The sequence below is a fragment of the Pseudomonas sp. CC11G genome, from assembly GCF_056174845.1.
The window spans coordinates 277633-293741 of record NZ_JBWBZC010000003.1 but is presented as its reverse complement, the minus strand read 5'-3'; the positions used below and the strand labels follow the sequence as shown (position 1 = coordinate 293741).

19 protein-coding genes are annotated in these 16109 nt (G+C 61.8%); 9 read left to right on the top strand and 10 right to left on the bottom strand.

What is annotated here, in order from left to right; all coding sequences use genetic code 11:
• Positions 1-26: 26 nt before the first annotated feature.
• From AC0V2S_RS05980 to fdhA, 3 genes are all read left to right on the top strand, one after another.
• Positions 27-656: a sarcosine oxidase subunit gamma gene (locus AC0V2S_RS05980; protein ID WP_475508927.1), complete on the top strand. Its 630-nt coding sequence runs from the start codon at positions 27-29 to the stop codon at positions 654-656.
• A gap of 107 nt (positions 657-763) precedes the next feature.
• Positions 764-1621 carry a formyltetrahydrofolate deformylase gene (gene purU, locus AC0V2S_RS05975; RefSeq protein WP_475508926.1) on the top strand — a complete coding sequence of 286 codons (858 nt, stop codon included), beginning with the start codon at positions 764-766 and terminating at the stop codon, positions 1619-1621.
• Positions 1622-1778: 157 nt separating this feature from the next.
• Complete coding sequence (gene fdhA, locus AC0V2S_RS05970) at positions 1779-2978, top strand: formaldehyde dehydrogenase, glutathione-independent (RefSeq protein WP_108094902.1); 1200 nt, start codon at positions 1779-1781, stop codon at positions 2976-2978.
• Between the two features lie 27 nt (positions 2979-3005).
• Here fdhA and AC0V2S_RS05965 read toward each other — a convergent pair whose 3' ends face one another.
• The 6 genes from AC0V2S_RS05965 to lptM are packed head-to-tail and all read right to left on the bottom strand — an operon-like array spanning position 3006 to position 7559.
• Positions 3006-3701, bottom strand: a complete 696-nt coding sequence (locus AC0V2S_RS05965) for an HAD family hydrolase (RefSeq protein WP_475508925.1) — start codon at positions 3699-3701, stop codon at positions 3006-3008.
• Entirely contained in the window at positions 3698-4594 is an 897-nt protein-coding gene (gene xerC, locus AC0V2S_RS05960; protein ID WP_475508924.1) for a tyrosine recombinase XerC, read from the bottom strand. The genes AC0V2S_RS05965 and xerC overlap by 4 nt, the downstream gene beginning before the upstream one ends.
• Positions 4595-4642: 48 nt before the next feature.
• On the bottom strand, positions 4643-5344 hold the full coding sequence (locus AC0V2S_RS05955) for a DUF484 family protein (RefSeq protein WP_475508923.1): 702 nt from the start codon (positions 5342-5344) through the stop codon (positions 4643-4645).
• Complete coding sequence (dapF, locus tag AC0V2S_RS05950) at positions 5341-6171, bottom strand: diaminopimelate epimerase (RefSeq protein WP_475508922.1); 831 nt, start codon at positions 6169-6171, stop codon at positions 5341-5343. The genes AC0V2S_RS05955 and dapF overlap by 4 nt, the downstream gene beginning before the upstream one ends.
• A gap of 5 nt (positions 6172-6176) precedes the next feature.
• Positions 6177-7424, bottom strand: coding sequence for a diaminopimelate decarboxylase (lysA, locus tag AC0V2S_RS05945; protein ID WP_475508921.1), 1248 nt, complete (start codon positions 7422-7424; stop codon positions 6177-6179).
• A gap of 9 nt (positions 7425-7433) precedes the next feature.
• Positions 7434-7559 (bottom strand): LPS translocon maturation chaperone LptM, encoded by a 126-nt coding sequence (gene lptM, locus AC0V2S_RS05940; protein ID WP_110615808.1) that lies wholly within the window; start codon positions 7557-7559, stop codon positions 7434-7436.
• A gap of 148 nt (positions 7560-7707) precedes the next feature.
• Between lptM and AC0V2S_RS05935 the strand changes: the two genes are divergently transcribed.
• The 5 genes from AC0V2S_RS05935 (at position 7708) to AC0V2S_RS05915 (ending at position 10773) form a co-directional block, all read left to right on the top strand.
• Entirely contained in the window at positions 7708-8742 is a 1035-nt protein-coding gene (locus AC0V2S_RS05935; RefSeq protein ID WP_475508920.1) for an AraC family transcriptional regulator, read from the top strand.
• Positions 8743-8810: 68 nt separating this feature from the next.
• Complete coding sequence (gene cyaY / locus AC0V2S_RS05930; RefSeq protein ID WP_108097993.1) at positions 8811-9143, top strand: iron donor protein CyaY; 333 nt, start codon at positions 8811-8813, stop codon at positions 9141-9143.
• A 22-nt stretch (positions 9144-9165) separates the two neighbouring features.
• Complete coding sequence (locus AC0V2S_RS05925; RefSeq protein WP_475508996.1) at positions 9166-9384, top strand: DUF1289 domain-containing protein; 219 nt, start codon at positions 9166-9168, stop codon at positions 9382-9384.
• A 134-nt stretch (positions 9385-9518) separates the two neighbouring features.
• Positions 9519-9923, top strand: coding sequence for a nucleoside diphosphate kinase regulator (gene rnk / locus AC0V2S_RS05920; protein WP_475508919.1), 405 nt, complete (start codon positions 9519-9521; stop codon positions 9921-9923).
• A gap of 49 nt (positions 9924-9972) precedes the next feature.
• Positions 9973-10773 (top strand): lipase family protein, encoded by an 801-nt coding sequence (locus AC0V2S_RS05915; protein ID WP_475508918.1) that lies wholly within the window; start codon positions 9973-9975, stop codon positions 10771-10773.
• Positions 10774-10776: 3 nt separating this feature from the next.
• Here the strand turns inward: AC0V2S_RS05915 and AC0V2S_RS05910 are convergent, their stop codons facing one another.
• The 4 genes from AC0V2S_RS05910 to AC0V2S_RS05895 form a co-directional block, all read right to left on the bottom strand.
• Positions 10777-13629, bottom strand: a complete 2853-nt coding sequence (locus AC0V2S_RS05910; RefSeq protein ID WP_475508917.1) for a class I adenylate cyclase — start codon at positions 13627-13629, stop codon at positions 10777-10779.
• 155 nt (positions 13630-13784) lie between these two features.
• Complete coding sequence (locus AC0V2S_RS05905) at positions 13785-14030, bottom strand: TIGR02647 family protein (protein WP_122449656.1); 246 nt, start codon at positions 14028-14030, stop codon at positions 13785-13787.
• A gap of 103 nt (positions 14031-14133) precedes the next feature.
• Positions 14134-14754 (bottom strand): substrate-binding periplasmic protein, encoded by a 621-nt coding sequence (locus tag AC0V2S_RS05900; protein ID WP_475508916.1) that lies wholly within the window; start codon positions 14752-14754, stop codon positions 14134-14136.
• 263 nt (positions 14755-15017) lie between these two features.
• Entirely contained in the window at positions 15018-15302 is a 285-nt protein-coding gene (locus AC0V2S_RS05895; RefSeq protein ID WP_475508915.1) for a hypothetical protein, read from the bottom strand.
• Positions 15303-15446: 144 nt separating this feature from the next.
• Between AC0V2S_RS05895 and AC0V2S_RS05890 the strand changes: the two genes are divergently transcribed.
• Positions 15447-16109 carry a glutathione S-transferase family protein gene (locus AC0V2S_RS05890; RefSeq protein WP_475508914.1) on the top strand — a complete coding sequence of 221 codons (663 nt, stop codon included), beginning with the start codon at positions 15447-15449 and terminating at the stop codon, positions 16107-16109.

The following is a 16109-nucleotide window of genomic DNA, read 5'->3' as shown; positions in this document are numbered from 1 at the left end:
CTCCACGTTTTGCCAGTGAGGTTCGTATGACGGCTATCAACGTTTATCAGCAGCGCCCCGAGGGCGGTCAGGCCGAGTCTCCGCTGTTCCACGCAGGTCTCACGGATGCCGCCGGCAAAGGCAAAGCCAGCGCCGGGATTCAGCTGCGCGAGCGCAAGCTGCTGGGGCACTTAACCATCCGTGGCGACAGCCATGACGCCGCCTTTGCTGGCGCCATCCACAAAGCCACCGGCCTGGAATTGCCGGGCGCGTTGGCGCTGGTGAGTGCCGGCGAAAGCTCGCTGCAATGGATGGGCCCGGATGAGTGGCTGCTGGTGGTACCGGGCGGCAGCGAATTCGAGGTCGAGAAAAAACTGCGTGAAGCCCTCGACGGGCAGCACATTCAAGTGGTGAACGTCAGCGGCGGCCAGACCCTGCTGGAACTCACCGGCAGCAAGGTGCGTGAGTTGCTGATGAAGTCCACCAGCTACGACGTGCACCCGAAGAATTTCCCGGTCGGCAAGGCCGTGGGCACCACGTTCGCCAAATCGCAGCTGGTGATTCGCCACACCGCCGAAGACACCTGGGAACTGCTGGTACGCCGCAGCTTCTCCGACTACTTCTGGCTGTGGCTGCAGGATGCCAGTCAGGAATATGGGCTGGCGGTAAAAGCCTAAAGCTCAGGCCTTTCCTTTGTGGGAGAGGCTTCAGCCTCGATTGCCTTTTCCAGGAATCGAGGCTGAAGCCTCTCCCACAGAGAACGACGTTTCTCCCGGAGAACAGCATGAGCCGCACCCCCGATACCTGGATTCTCACCGCCTCCTGCCCGAGCATTCTCGGCACTGTGGATGCGGTGACGCGTTATCTGTTCGAGCAGGGCTGCTACGTCACCGAGCACCACAGCTTCGATGATCGGCTGTCGGCGCGGTTCTTTATCCGCATCGAATTTCGCCAGCCCGAGACCTTCGCCGAACTGGATTTTCGCGACGGCCTGGCTGCCCGCGTGGCGAGCTTCGGCATGGACTTCGAGCTCACCCCGCCGAACTACCGCAGCAAGGTGGTGATCATGGTTTCCAAGGCCGATCACTGCCTGAACGACTTGCTCTACCGGCAACGCATCGGCCAGCTGCCGATGGACGTGGTCGCCGTGGTGTCCAACCACCCCGACCTGGAACCGCTGGCGCGCTGGCACGACATTCCCTATCACCACTTCCCCCTCGACCCGGCCGACAAGCCGGCGCAGGAACGCCAGGTGATGCAGGTGATCGCTGACACCGGCGCCGAGCTGGTGATTCTTGCCCGCTATATGCAGGTGCTGTCGCCGGAGCTGTGCCGCAAGCTCGATGGCTGGGCGATCAATATCCACCACTCGCTGCTGCCCGGTTTCAAAGGCGCCAAGCCATATCACCAGGCCTACGAGAAAGGCGTAAAGCTGGTCGGCGCGACCGCCCACTACATCAACAACGACCTCGACGAAGGCCCGATCATTGCCCAGGGCGTAGAGCCGGTGGACCACAGCCACTACCCCGAAGATTTGATCGCCAAGGGGCGCGACATTGAATGCCTGACGTTGGCCAAAGCCGTGGGTTATCACATTGAGCGGCGCGTGTTTCTCAACGCCAGCCGTACCGTTGTTCTTTAACTGTGCGTTGAATTGATGAGCTGAAAATCACCCCGAAGAGGGCATTCCGCTCTGCCTTTGCGGCCTCTTCCGCTACAGACACATAACTCCAGTGCAGAACCGCGCGGTGCTGTTTGGCTGCGCCTTTGTAATCACAAAAACAAACGGAGAATCACCTATGTCTGGTAATCGTGGCGTCGTTTATCTCGGCGCTGGCAAGGTCGAAGTACAGAAGATCGACTATCCGAAAATGCAGGACCCGCGCGGGCGCAAGATCGAGCACGGGGTCATCCTCAAAGTGGTGTCCACCAATATCTGCGGCTCTGACCAGCACATGGTCCGTGGCCGTACCACCGCGCAGGTGGGGCTGGTGCTGGGCCACGAAATTACCGGTGAAGTGATCGAGAAGGGCAGCGATGTCGAGCACCTGAAAATCGGTGATCTGGTGTCGGTGCCGTTCAACGTCGCCTGTGGCCGCTGCCGTTCCTGCAAGGAGCAACACACCGGTGTGTGCCTGACCGTAAACCCGGCCCGCCCGGGTGGTGCGTATGGCTATGTGGACATGGGTGATTGGGTCGGCGGCCAGGCTGAGTACGTGCTGGTGCCGTATGCCGATTTCAACCTGCTGAAGCTGCCGGACCGTGACAAGGCGATGGAGAAGATCCGCGACCTGACGTGCCTCTCCGACATTCTGCCGACGGGCTACCACGGCGCGGTAACCGCCGGCGTTGGGCCGGGCAGTACGGTGTATGTGGCCGGTGCCGGTCCGGTGGGTTTGGCGGCTGCTGCTTCTGCGCGTTTGCTCGGTGCTGCCGTGGTGATCATTGGCGATGTAAACCCGGTGCGCTTGGCGCATGCCAAGGCGCAGGGTTTCGAGATTGCCGACCTGTCGACGGATACGCCATTGCATGAGCAGATTGCGGCGCTGCTGGGTGAGCCGGAAGTGGATTGCGCTGTCGATGCGGTGGGTTTCGAAGCCCGTGGTCATGGGCATGCGGGGGCGCAGCACGAGGCGCCGGCTACCGTGCTCAACTCCCTGATGGGTGTGGTGCGGGTGGCGGGCAAGATCGGGATTCCGGGGTTGTATGTGACGGAAGATCCGGGTGCGATTGATCAGGCGGCGAAGATGGGCAGCCTGAGCATCCGCTTCGGGTTGGGCTGGGCGAAATCCCACAGCTTCCATACCGGGCAGACGCCGACCATGAAGTACAACCGCCAGTTGATGCAGGCGATCATGTGGGATCGCATCAATATTGCTGAGGTGGTGGGGGTGCAGGTGATTAGCCTGGATGACGCGCCGCGCGGGTACGGCGAGTTCGATGCCGGGGTACCGAAGAAGTTTGTGATTGATCCGCACAAGACGTTTAGCGCGGCGTAACACCAAGGCAGCCCACGGGCTGCCTTTTTATTTCCATTGAGCCAGCACGCCCGGCAACTCGGCCAGCGCGCGAATCTCTGCATCTGGCTTTCCTTCGCCTTCCCAGCTTTTCCCCTTCGGGTTAAACCAGATCGCGCGCATGCCGGCGTTCTGTGCGCCGCGGATGTCGTCGGCGGGGTGGTCGCCGACATGCACACCGGCATGGGCTTCAACGCCGGCGTGCTGCAACGCGGTTATAAACGGCAGCGGGTCAGGTTTGCCCACGCCCAGGTCTTCGGCGCACAGCGCGAAGCGGAAGTAATCGGCCAGCCCAAGGCGGCGTACGTCGGCGTTGCCGTTGGTGATGACGCCGAGGGTGTAGCGCTCGGTCAGGTGTTCCAGGGTGGGCACGGTGTCGTCGAAAAAGGTGATGCGATGGCGGGCATCGAGCATGGCGTGAAAGGCTTGCTCGGCCATCTGTTGCGATTGCTCGGCGCTGTAACCCACCCCTTCCATAGCCAGAAACAACGTGCGCTTGCGCAGCTCGCTCAAGCGATACCGCAGCGTCGGTTCAGCGGCCAATACCTGGCTGCGAATACTCCACAGATGCTCCACCGGCAGCGCCGCCAACAACGGTGCGTTTTCGGCCAGCCAGCTGCGCATGGCGGCTTCGGCGCCGGTGATGACGGGCAGGTTGTCCCACAGGGTGTCGTCGAGGTCGAAGGTGATCAGTTGAATGCTCATGGCTCACTGCTTTTGCGTTTGGCGCGGGGGTGGGCACCGTCGTAGACCGTGGCCAGATGCTGGAAGTCCAGGTGGGTATAGATCTGTGTGGTCGCGATATCGGCGTGGCCGAGCAGCTCCTGCACGGCGCGTAAGTCCTGGGACGATTCGAGCATATGGCTGGCGAAGGAGTGGCGCAGCATATGCGGGTGCAGGTGCTGACCCAGTTCGCGCACACCGGCCTGACCGACCCGCAGTTGAATGGCCCGTGGCCCCAGGCGCCGGCCTTTGGCACTGACAAATACGGCGTCGTCCGGCGGGTTGGCCAGGGCTCGTTGCGGCAGCCAGATTTCCAGCGCTTCACGGGCTTTGCGGCCCAGCGGCAGTACGCGGGTTTTGCTGCCTTTACCGAACACTTCCACCAGGCCACCGGGCAAGTCGAGCTGTTGCAAATTGAGGCCGGCCAATTCGGCCAGACGCAGGCCAGAGGAGTAGAACAGCTCTAACATGGCCTGGTCGCGCAGGCCGATAAAGTCGTCTTCCACTGCGCCGTCCAGCAGCTGCGAAGTGCGGTCGGCATCCAGGGTGCGCGGCAGGCGACGTTCGCGTTTGGGCGGGGCCACGCCGGTGGCGGGGTCGTGTTGGCAAACGCCTTCGCCGATCAAGTAGCTGTAAAGGCCGCGGGTGGCTGAGAGTAGGCGCGCCAGGCTACGGGCCGACAGGCCCTGCTGGTGCAGGCGAGCGACGAAACTGCGCAGGTTACGTACATCGAGTTTTGCCCAACTGGCGATGCCTTGCTTTTCGCACAGCTCAACCAGTTTCAGCAGGTCGCGTTGATAGGCATCGAGGGTGTGCGGCGACATCTGCCGCTCGCTGCGCAGGTGTTGCAGATAGGCATCCAGGGCAGCGTGCATCAGGCCTTGCTCCTCCAGGCGCGCGCTTTGCGCTGCGCGCCAGGCTGGTTAGCGTACCGAGCGCAGCGGCGTGGCGAAGCGCGGCAGAACGCGGGCGAGAACTTCGGCGATATAGCCGAGAAACAGGGTGCCAAGCGAGCTTTTGTAGTGCTGCGGATCGGGGCTGCCGATCGCCAGCACGCCATGCAAGCCTTGATGGCTGAGGGCAACCACGGCGGCGGAGCCTACGCCGTCGCGCTCGTCTTCACCAAACAGAAAGGCCAGCTCGTGGCTGCGCAGCACGCCGCAGATGGTCTTGCCGTCGGCCAGCAAGCCGCCGATGGCTTGATGGGCTTCGGCAAAGCTCACCGAACGACCCACGCCGGTCGGCGTTTCGCTGAACAGGGTCAGGCTGACAAAGGGCACCTGAAACTCGTGACGCAGGCTGTCTTCAACCGCGCTGACCACTTCTTCCAGGGTGCCGGCGTCGAGCAAATCGAGCACCAGGCGACGGGTCTTGTCGAACAGCCGATCGTTGTCGCGGGCGACATCCATCAGTTGCGAAAGACGGTGGCGCATTTCGATATTGCGCTCACGCAGCAGCTTGACCTGACGCTCTACCAGCGACACCGACTCGCCGCGCTGATGCGGAATACGCAGTTCGGGAATCAGCTCATCGTGGTCGACGAAAAACTCCGGGTGGGCACGCAAATAAGCGGCCACCGCTTCGGCGTCCAGAGGCGTGCTTGGGTCTTGCTGCTTGTCGGTCATAGGCGAACCTGCCCTTCATAAACCCGGACGGCGGGTCCGGTCATCATTACGGGGTGCCCCGGGCCTGCCCATTCAATAAACAGGCGACCGCCAGGCAGTTCGAGTTGCAGAGGTGAATCCATCCAGCCTTGGCTGATTGCCGCGACTGCTGCCGCGCAAGCGCCGGTACCGCAGGCCTGGGTTTCCCCGGCGCCACGTTCCCACACGCGCAACTTGGCGTGCTGACGGTCGAGCACCTGCAGAAAACCAACGTTCACGCGCTGTGGAAAACGCGGGTGATGTTCCAGCTTCGGCCCCAGCGTATGTACCGGTGCTGTGGTCACATCATCGACACGCAGCACGGCGTGCGGATTGCCCATGGACACCGCCGCCAGCTCCACTGAAGTGCCGTCGACATCCACGGTGTAGTTCAGCGCCTGGCTATCGGCCTGGAACGGAATGCGGGCTGGCTCAACGATCGGTGCGCCCATATTGACGCTGATCTGGCCGTCGGCACGCACATCGAGCTCGATGATGCCGCCGGTGGTTTCCACGCGAATCTGCCGTTTCATGGTCAGGCGTTTATCGAGCACAAAGCGGGCAAAGCAGCGCGCACCGTTGCCGCATTGCTCCACTTCCGAACCGTCGGAGTTGAAGATGCGGTAGCGGAAGTCCACGTCCGGATTGGTAGGCGGCTCCACCAGCAGCAGTTGGTCGAAACCAACGCCGGTGTTGCGGTCGCCCCATTGTTTGGCGTGTTTGGGCTGGATATGCGCGTGCTGGCTGACTAGGTCCAAGACCATGAAGTCATTGCCCAGCCCGTGCATTTTGGTGAATCGCAGCAGCATGACCGTTACTCCGGCAGCAGGCTTTCGCCAGCATAGAGTTCTTGCACGGTCTCGCGGCGGCGCACTTCGTAAGCCTGTTCGCCGTCCACCAGCACTTCGGCGCAACGGCCACGGGTGTTGTAGTTGGAGCTCATGGCAAAACCATAGGCGCCCGCCGAACACACCGCCAGCAAATCACCTTCCTGCAGCGCCAGTTCACGACCTTTGGCCAGGAAGTCGCCGGTCTCGCAGATCGGCCCGACGATGTCGTAAGCGCGTGCAGCACCTTCGCGTGGCTGCACCGGCACCACGTCCATCCACGCTTGGTACAGGGCGGGGCGGATCAGGTCGTTCATCGCCGCGTCGACGATGGCGAAGTCTTTGTGTTCGGTGTGCTTGAGGTATTCCACCTGAGTCAGCAGCACGCCGCCGTTGGCGACGATATAGCGGCCCGGCTCGAACACCAGCTTCAGGTCGCGGCCGGCGGTGCGCTCACGCACGGCTTTGATGTAGTCGCTGACCAGCGGCGGGGTTTCGTCTTTGTAACGAACGCCGACGCCACCACCAAGATCGAGGTGCTGAATCTGAATACCACGCGCGGCGAGGCGATCGATCAGCGCCAGCAGGCGGTCGAGGGCATCGAGGAACGGCGGCAGGCTGGTGAGTTGCGAACCGATATGGCAGTCCACACCCAGCACTTTCAGGTTCGGCAATTCGGCGGCGCGGGCATACACCGCTTCGGCATCGGCAATGGCGATACCAAATTTGTTTTCTTTGAGGCCGGTGGAAATGTACGGGTGGGTGCCGGCATCGACGTCCGGGTTTACGCGCAGCGAGATCGGGGCGATCAGATCCTGCTCGGCGGCCACCAGTTGCAGGCGCTCAAGCTCATCGGTGGACTCGACGTTAAAGCAGTGCACGCCTACTTCCAGCGCTCGGCGCATGTCGTCGCGGCTTTTTCCTACACCGGAAAAAACGATTTTGCCCGGCTCGCCACCGGCAGCCAGTACACGCTCCAGCTCGCCTGCCGACACGATATCGAAGCCCGCGCCCAGACGGGCCAGCAGGTTTAGAACCGCGAGGTTGGAGTTGGCTTTGACCGCGTAACACACCAGGTGCGGCACGCCTTGGAGGGCGTCGGCATAGGCGTTGAATTGCGCGCTGATGTGCGCCCGCGAGTAAACGTAAGTGGGCGTGCCAAAGCGCTCGGCAATGGCGGACAACGCCACACCCTCCGCAAACAGTTCGCCTGTGCGGTAATTGAAGGCGTGCATACCGCCTCCTTAATGGGTGTGTTCAGCAGAAGGTTGATCTTCGCCTGGCAGGTACAGCGGGCCTTTCTGGCCACAGCCGCTGAGCAGAGACGAAATAGCGACGAGCGCGATAAGGGCAGTCAGTAACCGCTTCATGGCGGATTCCTTGTAAAAGCAGTGATTGGGCCCGAGTATACCGGCCCCCCGGCGCCTTGCCTATGCGCCAACCTCTCCCGTGCAGCGGCCTCTGGCGCTATCGTATTGGCCTAGGTTGCTGTCACTTTGGCCTCACACAGGAGCTTCGATGGATACTCCAACGCCCCTCGCCGGCTCGGTCTCGGTCGCCTATTTGCAGGGGCTGCTGGACTATCTGGGGCGTCACGGCGTCGCTGTCGACACCTTGCTTGAGCCCTTGCAGCTGAGCCCCGAGTTATTGGCTCAGCGCGATCAACGGGTGGCGGCGTCGGTCTATCTGGAGTTGATGACGCGTGGTGTGGCGCTAACGGGTGACGAGTTTTTCGGCCTGCACCTGGGCGAAGCGGTGCGGCCCGGTTACTACGGCGTGCTCGGTTACCTGTTGATGAGTTGCGCCACCCTGGGCGATGCACTGCACCGTCAAGCGCGCTACGCCACGCTGGTTGGCAGCCTCGGGCATGTAGATCTGGCCGACGAACCGCCCCGGCCGGGGCTGGAGCCGCAAGTGGCGCACAGCTGGCAACCGCTACCGCAACAGCAGCGCCACCTCAGCGAAGAAACCCTGGCCGGCTGGACCACCTTCGGCCACTGGATCAGCGGCCTGGATATTCCGCCCACCGAAGTGCGTTTCCAGCACCCGGCCCCCGCCGACACGAGTGAATACCAGCGGATCTTTCGCTGCCCGGTGCTGTTTTCCCAAGCCGATAACGCCCTGATTTTCCCCAAGCGGCTGCTGCAAGCGCCGCTCGGCCAGGCCGATGCGCAAGTGCTGCAGATGCTCGACGGCTATGCCGACCGCCTGCTCAGTGAACTGCGCCAGGGCCAGCAAGTGCTGGATCGCGCGCGCCTGGAACTGGCCAAACAACTGGCGGATGAAGGCCCTGATCTAGAGCGGCTGGCCCAGGTGTTGGCACTCAGCCCGCGCACCTTGCAGCGCCGTCTGCGCGAGACCGGGTTATCATTCAGCCAACTGGTGGATGAAACCCGGCAGCAGCTTGTGCTGCACTACCTGCGCGACCCGACGCTGGAATTGGCTGATATCGCCTTTTTCGTCGGGTTTAGCGAGGCCGGTTCACTGGCCCGTGCGTTCCGTCGCTGGACCGGCCAAAGCCCGGCCGAGTACCGCCGCACGTTGCTGGGCTGAATTCGCTAACCAAATGAAAGCAACGCACCGCGGTGACGTTGCCCTATTTTTTGCCTGAGGTGCCCGTTATGAGTTTGACCGAAGCGCGTTTTCACGACCTGGTGGATGCCACCCAGGAATCGGTAGAAGACATTTTCGATGACAGCGGTCTGGACCTCGACCTGGAGAACTCCGCCGGCATCCTCACCGTACGGTTCGCCAACGGCACGCAGCTGATCCTCAGCCGCCAGGTGCCGATCCGCCAGTTGTGGGTTGCTGCGCGCTCCGGTGGTTTCCACTTCGATTACGACAGCGCGACCGACCGCTGGATCTGCGATACCAGCGACGAGCTGTTGGGCGAAATGCTCGCGCGCATCACGCTGGAGCAAGCTGAAGAGGCGATCGAGTTCGATGAGCTCTGAAAACCCGTCTTCTGCGGCCGTTATGTTCCAACCGGTGCCCGGAACGGTAGCGCCGGCCGAAGACATCGTGCTGTCGCCCTGCCGCCGCGAATGCTGCCTGGATGACGATGACGTCTGCCTGGGTTGCGGGCGGCTGCTGGCGGAAATTCGCGAATGGAAAGCCGCCGATAGCCCGCGTCGCCGCGAAATCATCGGCTTGGCCCTGGCGCGGGTTAAGCCCTCGCCGTTCCGGCAGATTTGACCAAGTAGTCATGTTCTGTGCTACGGTCGGCCCAGCCTCACCCGAATGAGGCACCTATCAAACCCCGGCTCACGTCGGGGTTTTTCTTTATTGCCGCCTGGGATTTACCGCCCACCGAATATGAGTGCCGAGCCATGACTGCTCCTGCGATCACCATTACCCGTCTCGACCTGCAACGCCTTGAACGCCTGCTCGACAGCCTGGAGGACTTTAGCCCCGGCGCCCAAGCTCTGGAGGCGGAGCTGGCGCGCGCGCAAGTCGTCGGCCATGACGAAGTGCCGGCGGGTGTGGTGACGATGAATTCGCAGGTGTTTTGCCGTGAAGAAAGCAGCGGCAAGGAATACCACCTGACCCTCGTTTACCCGAACGAGGCCGGTGCCGAAGGCACTGTATCGATTCTGGCCCCGGTGGGCAGCGCATTGCTGGGCCTGTCGGTCGGTCAGCATATCGACTGGCCAACGCCGGCCGGCAAGTTGATCCAGCTGACAGTGCTGGCAGTCGAATATCAGCCAGAAGCGGCAGGAGCTTACAGTCTGTAGTCAGCGAGTGTTTTTAGTGTAAGGGCTCACTCACCGCAGCGAGCCCGCCATGTCCAGCCTGCCCATGTATTTCCCCTCGACCTTCTCCCTTCCTCAAGCGTTGCGCTGTGCGGAACTGGTGGACTGTGCGTATCAGCAGTACACCCAGTGGGTGATGCAGGGCAAACCGCGCAAACCCGAACATTTTGTCTGGCAGACGCCGGATAGGCCGGGCTGGCAGTTTTCCGCGCCGGTCTGGAGCGTGTTGAGCGAACTGCACTTTATCAATGAGTCTGAGCCGTTCGGCTTTGCCGCCCGGGACCCGCAAGGCGCGGTCTATCTGGCGTTTCGCGGCACCGATACGGCGCAGGATTGGCTCGACGATCTGCAGTTGCACCAGCAGCACTATCCCTGGCAGCCGGATGTAGGCCTGGTGCACGTTGGTTTTCTGAAGCTCTATGCATCGCTGCGGGAATTGGCGATGCAAGCGGTGGATGGCCTGCATCCATCCGGCTCGCTCTGGGTGTGCGGCCACAGTTTAGGCAGCAGCCTGTCCAGCCTGGCCGTATTGGATATGCGCGAGCGTTGGCCGGATTTGCCGTTGCAGCACTACAACTTCGCCAGTCCGCGCCTAGCTTCGCCGACCTTTGCCCGGTATTACAACAGCCTGAATGTGCCGACCTTCCGGGTCGTCAACGACAGCGACGTGGTGCCGGATATACCGCCTGGCGTCGTAGATACCTGGCTCTATCAGCATCTAGGGCAGGCCGTCACCTTTACCGCCAGCTATGCCAGCCTGGCCGGGGTGCACAGCCTGGCGGACTGCTACCTGTATGCCTTGAACCACCCGCAGGCGCCTATGAACGCTTAGCCGTCAGGCGCGCTGCAAGGCGTTATTGAGCGCCGCTTCCAGGCGGGTTTTGTAGCGCAGGTAATGGATGGTTTGCGTCTGGCTTTCGCCTAGCACGCGGGAGAGATCGAGGTCGGTGATGTAGCAGGGGTAACGTTCGTGCCCGCTACGTTGCGAAAGAATATGGCGGGCCACGGCGCTGAACAGTTCGTTGCCATATTCCAGCTCGGAAAACTCCCGGTGGTTACAAAACAGGCTGACATGCACGCGGCCCTGTTCCGCCGGCTCGACAATCGCCTGCACGTCATAGAACGGATGGCTCACCGCCGACTGCGGCGGCGCCCGGCGCTCGAGGAACTGCGCGCGCGATGGCGCTGGTGGCAGCACTTCGTAGTAGAGAATTTCCAGTGCCTCGGTCTGCGTCAGGTCGGCATCCAGTGGCAGCTGCGCATTGCGCCGGTAAAACACTGACTGCAGAAAACGCTGCAGCGGCGTCAGCAAACTTTGTTCATCGCGGTACGGCAGGCGCTGGCGCCACAGGGCGTTGCGCTCATCCAGCAGCGTGAGCTCGGCCACCTCCTCATGCACGCGGTAGAACACCTGAATGCAGTTGGGCCGGCCAAGCGGCAGAATCAGCGCCAGGTCTTCGCCTTCCAACGCATGGCGGTCCAGGTGCAATGGGCTGTAGCTGCTTAGCTCACTACCCAACTGTTCCAGCAAGGCCGGCAGGTTGTTCAACGCCACATGGTCGACGTGCCCGGGAGTGAGTTGCAGCACGTGGTACTGCTGCTGAATTTGCACCAGGTAGCGTTGGCCGCGCTCGCCGACAAAGTGGGAAAGAATGTCGCGGAACAGCTCCTCCACCCGTTCGGCAATCGCCTGTGCGCGGTTGCGGCAGAAGCAGCGCACTTTCAGGGTCGGCAATTTACCGCCGGCCGGCAGGCTGTTGAGAAAATCGCGCAGGCAGTCGAGCAGGGCGTGGGGACCGTCGTAGCGGCTGACCGACAGCTCGTTCCAACTGTTCAAACTCACCTGGTCGAGGGTCAGCACCAGGTTCTCGCGCACGCCGGAATAGCCCAGCGAGTCGGTGCGGCCGGTGGTCATGTGCACATTGAGTTGGCTGTGCTGCTTGAGCGGGTCAATGCCGACGTTGACCAGCAACAACACCTCGCTCGGCGCGCTGCTGTGCAGCAGGGCATCTTCACTCACCGACGGCAGTGGCAGCGGCACGGCCTGCTGCAGGCTGCTGAGCAGGTTGGCCAGTTCGAAGTCGGTGAGGTCACTTTCGCCAGGGTGCAGGGCGATGCGCGTGCTGCTGTCTATCACGCCGTTGCGGTGACACCAGGCCAGCAACTCAATCAGCTCGCGTGCCCGTTTCAGTGGGGCGAAGTCGCGCCATTCCTGGCCTCCGATGCTGCCGTTGTACAGCGCCCACTGGCTGTCGTCTTTGCCATCGGTATTGGCGTTGAACACCAGGGTCAGGTTGTCTTCGGCCAGGTCCGGGGCAATGCCCGGGTTGATAAATTCGATCTTGCCGGCCTTGCGCTCGAACGCCGCGTACAGGCGGCGGCCCAGCACACCGAGGTCGCGGCTATTAAGTGAGCTGGCGGCTTGCTGGGTGCGGGCGAACTGCGAGAGAAAGCGGTAGCTGTACGTCAGCTCGTTCACCAGCACCCGACGCTCGGCGCTCACCTGGCGCACTTTCCACTGGCTGCGGCTGTCGAGCATGGCCAGCTGCCGTTGCTGCCAGCCCCAGCCGGCGGTGAGTTTTTCCAGCAGCAGGCGCTGCCAACTCTTGCGTCGGTTGCGCGGCGGGTTGCTGATTTTCTTGTTCACCTTGAGGTACAGGCAGCGGCGAATCAGCTCCAGCCGCTCGGTTTCGCCGCGGCCGCTCAAGTACTCCTCCAGACGGCGATACACCACCACGTAAGGGTCCAGCTCATCGAGGTCCAGCTGGTTGCTGAACACCGCCTGCTTGAAGCGCAAGCTCAGGCATTCGACGTTAGGGTGCTCGCTGGCATACACCTCGGTGAGCAGCAGTTTGAGCGCCGACTTGTACGGCGACTCGATGCCCTTGAACAGCTGCCACATGCCGGCGCCGATAAATTCGCCGGGCGGAATGGTGGCCAGGTGGCCGAGGTCGAGCACTTCTTCGGCGCGAATAAAGCGTTTACTGAGCAACTGATGGGTGTACTCGGCGTAGCGTTTTTCTTCATATACCGGCACCAGCCACCACAGCGGCGTGCGCCCGGCCAGCCAGATGGCGGTGCGGTAGAACTCGTCCAGCAGCAGGTAGTGCTGGGTAGTGCCGCAATCATCGGAAGTCAGCTGGGCTTCGCGATCGCCGACGGTAAAGCGTGCCGGGTCGATCAGAAAGAAGTGTGCCTCGGCGCCCTGGGTCGCGGCCCAGGCCTCCAACAGCGCGCATTTGCGCGTCAGCTCCTGGACGTCCTGCGCGCTGAGGTCGGGTGCATGGCACACCCACATGTCCATATCGCTCTGCTCGGCCTGCGCCACCGTGCCCAGGCTGCCCATCAGAAACAGGCCATGGATCGGCATGGGCGGGTTCCCGCGCCGCGGTTTATAGACGAACGAGCGGGTCAGCCGCTGGGCTTCGCTGAGCAGTTCGTCGTCGGGCTCGTAGCCGGAGAGGCCCGCCGGGGTCTGCCCCGACACATAGCCCGGCAACAGCGGGTGGTTAACGTGAAACAGCAAGGGCAGCAGCTTGAGCACCAGCTGCTGGCGCGTGGAAAGACCCTGCATGGCCCGGTCCAGACGCCCGGCATTGACCGTGAGAAAGCGCGCGCGCAGCTGCGTCAGAACCTTGCGGTCGATCCCCTCGTCGATATCGGGACGAATTTCCTGGGTGCGCGTCATAGCTAACTCTTGCCGGTTGGTGGGGCTAGATTAGCAGCCGCGAAACGCCGGTGGCAGAGCCAGATTGGCAAAGGTGTGGAGGCCAGGCAAAAACAGCCGGGGTAGACCTGCAAAGTCCGACCGGGGCCGCTTTCGCCTGCGGGATCAGCGTGAAATTACGCCGCTTCTTCGACGGTGAGAATGGTCAGCAAATCTTGGGCGTGTTGCGCGGCGTCGAGGCCCAGGCTAGTCAGGTAACCGCCGTCCGGCAGCGTCACCAAGCCTTTTTCATGCAGGCGCTGGGTGGCGGCGATGGCCGTGGGCGAGGCGATATGGTGAACCTTGAGGCCTTCCTTGGTGTTGGAAAGGTTGTACAGGGCAAGAATTTCCAGCTCAGCAATCAGTTCAGGGGTAAATGACATGTTGGCTCCAGATTCTTGTAAATGTGCCCCGCCGCATACCGCGCGCCGGTGACACCGTTGTGACCCCAGAAAGCGGGCAGGGGGTATCGGTGAGGGTGGCCAATCAATGGGTGGCGTTCTGTTTATTCCTCCAGGTGTCGATGATCTGTTGATAGCGGCCGTCGCTTTCGATCAGGCGCATGCCTTGGTCGAATCGCTCCAGCAGCTCAGCAGCTTTGGCATGTTGACGGGAAAAGGATAGATAAAGATCGGGCCGGTGCACGGTCATTACCGGGATAAATTGCCCGCGCAACTCCGGGTGCTCCTCGAACAGCTGCAGGGCCGTGCCGCGAAACGCCAGCATGTAATCGACCCGCGAGCGTTGCAGCATCAGAAAGCCATTGAGGTCTTTGCGCACCATGACGCGGCTGAGGCGCGTGTCATTGTCAAAATCGGCGCCGTATTCGTAGCCATTGGTGACGGCCACGGTCTTGCCCACCAATTGGTCGAGGCTATTGAGTGGCTTGGCGTTGTCGTTGCGTGCCCACAACAAGATGGCGTCGGTAAACAGCGGGTGCTTGGGCAGCAGGTATTCTTCGGCAATTTTGGTGTTGGGCGAGGTGTTGAAGCAGGCGATGATCTGCCCGCGCAGCGCCAGCTGCATGCAGCGCGAGTAAGGAAAGGATTCCAGCTGGATGTCGGTGCCGGTGGCCGCAAAGGCGGCTTTGACGATGTCCACCGACATGCCCTGGATTTCCCGTCACGCAGTGCCGTGTAGGGGTACCAATCGTCCTCGGCGCCTATCTGAAAGGTTTCGGCGTGGGCGCGAGCTAAACCCAGCGCGGCAAACAGCAGGGCCGCGCACAGGATTGTCCAACTGCTGAAATAGACACGATGGGTCATCAGTACGGGCTCAGAGGCCACCCTCGTCCTGGGCAGGTCACAGCAGACTGCTACACCTGCGAGGCTAATCCGCTGAGTTGCGTCAAGGCAAGTGCTGCTTAAGTGCTATTCGGACGCTTCGGTGTCATCCGGCAAATCTGGCAGAGCGCGCAAGGCTTGTTCATACCATTGCGTGTCGAACGGGCGGTCTTCATCGAGCATGGCGTCGATTTCATGGGCCAGCACCAACGCCATCAACTGCAGAATCTCTTCACGCGGGTAACCCACCAGCGTCAGCTTGTTGAACGCGGCCTTGGCGGCAGGCGGATTCTCGGTTTCGATCTGGTTTTCGATGGCCTGGGTCAGGGTCGCTTCGGCGAAGGCTTCTTCGCTCTCGTCAAATTCGCTCATGGCGAGCTCCTTGGGAAACAAGGCCGCAGTGTGCCACGGTCTGTGCGCTAAGGCGTACGCATTCATGGGGTCTATACGGCTGGGCGAGAAGCGTGGCGGGGTTTATAAGGTGCAACGCCCACTCCACCTGGAGCGGAGATAGTCATGCTCAAACTGCACGGTTTTTCGGTCAGCAATTACTACAACATGGTCAAACTGGCACTGCTGGAAAAGGGCATCGCCTTTGAGGCTGTGGATGTTCATGGCGGCCAGCGCGAAGACTTTCTGCGCATCAGCCCGCGCGGCAAGGTGCCGGTGCTGCAAACCGAGCAAGGTTTTATCAACGAAACCAGCGTGATCCTCGAATACCTCGAAGAAACCCAGAGCGGCAAAGCGCTGCTGCCGAGCGATCCGCAGGCGCGTTCTTACGTGCGTTCGCTGATGCGTGAAATCGAGCTGTACATCGAATTGCCGGCGCGCGCCTGCTACATGGAAGCGTTTTTTGGCGGCAAGGTGGACCCGGCCATCAAGGCCAAGAGCAAGGAAGACCTGGACTTGGGCATCGCCAGCCTGAAACGCCACGGCAAGTTCGCCCCCTACCTGGCGGGTGAAGAGTTGAGTTTGGCGGACCTGTACTTTCTCTACAGCCTGGACTTGGCGTGCGTGGTGATGGGCAAGCTGTTCGCTACGGACGTGCTGGCCGATTTCCCGCAGGCCAAATCGTTGTTCCAGCTGCTGGGGCAGAACCCCAATGTGCAGAAAGTGGCGGCCGACAAGGACGCCGAGATGGAGAAGTTTCTGGAGATGGCGCGCGGCGCGAAAAAATAA

What these genes read in the sequence shown, in the direction of transcription:
- AC0V2S_RS05980 (WP_475508927.1), top strand. Translation starts at nt 27, where the DNA reads ATGACGGCTATCAACGTTTATCAGCAGCGCCCCGAGGGCGGTCAGGCC.
- purU (WP_475508926.1), top strand. Translation starts at nt 764, where the DNA reads ATGAGCCGCACCCCCGATACCTGGATTCTCACCGCCTCCTGCCCGAGC.
- fdhA (WP_108094902.1), top strand. Translation starts at nt 1,779, where the DNA reads ATGTCTGGTAATCGTGGCGTCGTTTATCTCGGCGCTGGCAAGGTCGAA.
- AC0V2S_RS05965 (WP_475508925.1), bottom strand. Translation starts at nt 3,701, where the DNA reads ATGAGCATTCAACTGATCACCTTCGACCTCGACGACACCCTGTGGGAC.
- xerC (WP_475508924.1), bottom strand. Translation starts at nt 4,594, where the DNA reads ATGCACGCTGCCCTGGATGCCTATCTGCAACACCTGCGCAGCGAGCGG.
- AC0V2S_RS05955 (WP_475508923.1), bottom strand. Translation starts at nt 5,344, where the DNA reads ATGACCGACAAGCAGCAAGACCCAAGCACGCCTCTGGACGCCGAAGCG.
- dapF (WP_475508922.1), bottom strand. Translation starts at nt 6,171, where the DNA reads ATGCTGCTGCGATTCACCAAAATGCACGGGCTGGGCAATGACTTCATG.
- lysA (WP_475508921.1), bottom strand. Translation starts at nt 7,424, where the DNA reads ATGCACGCCTTCAATTACCGCACAGGCGAACTGTTTGCGGAGGGTGTG.
- lptM (WP_110615808.1), bottom strand. Translation starts at nt 7,559, where the DNA reads ATGAAGCGGTTACTGACTGCCCTTATCGCGCTCGTCGCTATTTCGTCT.
- AC0V2S_RS05935 (WP_475508920.1), top strand. Translation starts at nt 7,708, where the DNA reads ATGGATACTCCAACGCCCCTCGCCGGCTCGGTCTCGGTCGCCTATTTG.
- cyaY (WP_108097993.1), top strand. Translation starts at nt 8,811, where the DNA reads ATGAGTTTGACCGAAGCGCGTTTTCACGACCTGGTGGATGCCACCCAG.
- AC0V2S_RS05925 (WP_475508996.1), top strand. Translation starts at nt 9,166, where the DNA reads ATGTTCCAACCGGTGCCCGGAACGGTAGCGCCGGCCGAAGACATCGTG.
- rnk (WP_475508919.1), top strand. Translation starts at nt 9,519, where the DNA reads ATGACTGCTCCTGCGATCACCATTACCCGTCTCGACCTGCAACGCCTT.
- AC0V2S_RS05915 (WP_475508918.1), top strand. Translation starts at nt 9,973, where the DNA reads ATGTCCAGCCTGCCCATGTATTTCCCCTCGACCTTCTCCCTTCCTCAA.
- AC0V2S_RS05910 (WP_475508917.1), bottom strand. Translation starts at nt 13,629, where the DNA reads ATGACGCGCACCCAGGAAATTCGTCCCGATATCGACGAGGGGATCGAC.
- AC0V2S_RS05905 (WP_122449656.1), bottom strand. Translation starts at nt 14,030, where the DNA reads ATGTCATTTACCCCTGAACTGATTGCTGAGCTGGAAATTCTTGCCCTG.
- AC0V2S_RS05900 (WP_475508916.1), bottom strand. Translation starts at nt 14,754, where the DNA reads ATGTCGGTGGACATCGTCAAAGCCGCCTTTGCGGCCACCGGCACCGAC.
- AC0V2S_RS05895 (WP_475508915.1), bottom strand. Translation starts at nt 15,302, where the DNA reads ATGAGCGAATTTGACGAGAGCGAAGAAGCCTTCGCCGAAGCGACCCTG.
- AC0V2S_RS05890 (WP_475508914.1), top strand. Translation starts at nt 15,447, where the DNA reads ATGCTCAAACTGCACGGTTTTTCGGTCAGCAATTACTACAACATGGTC.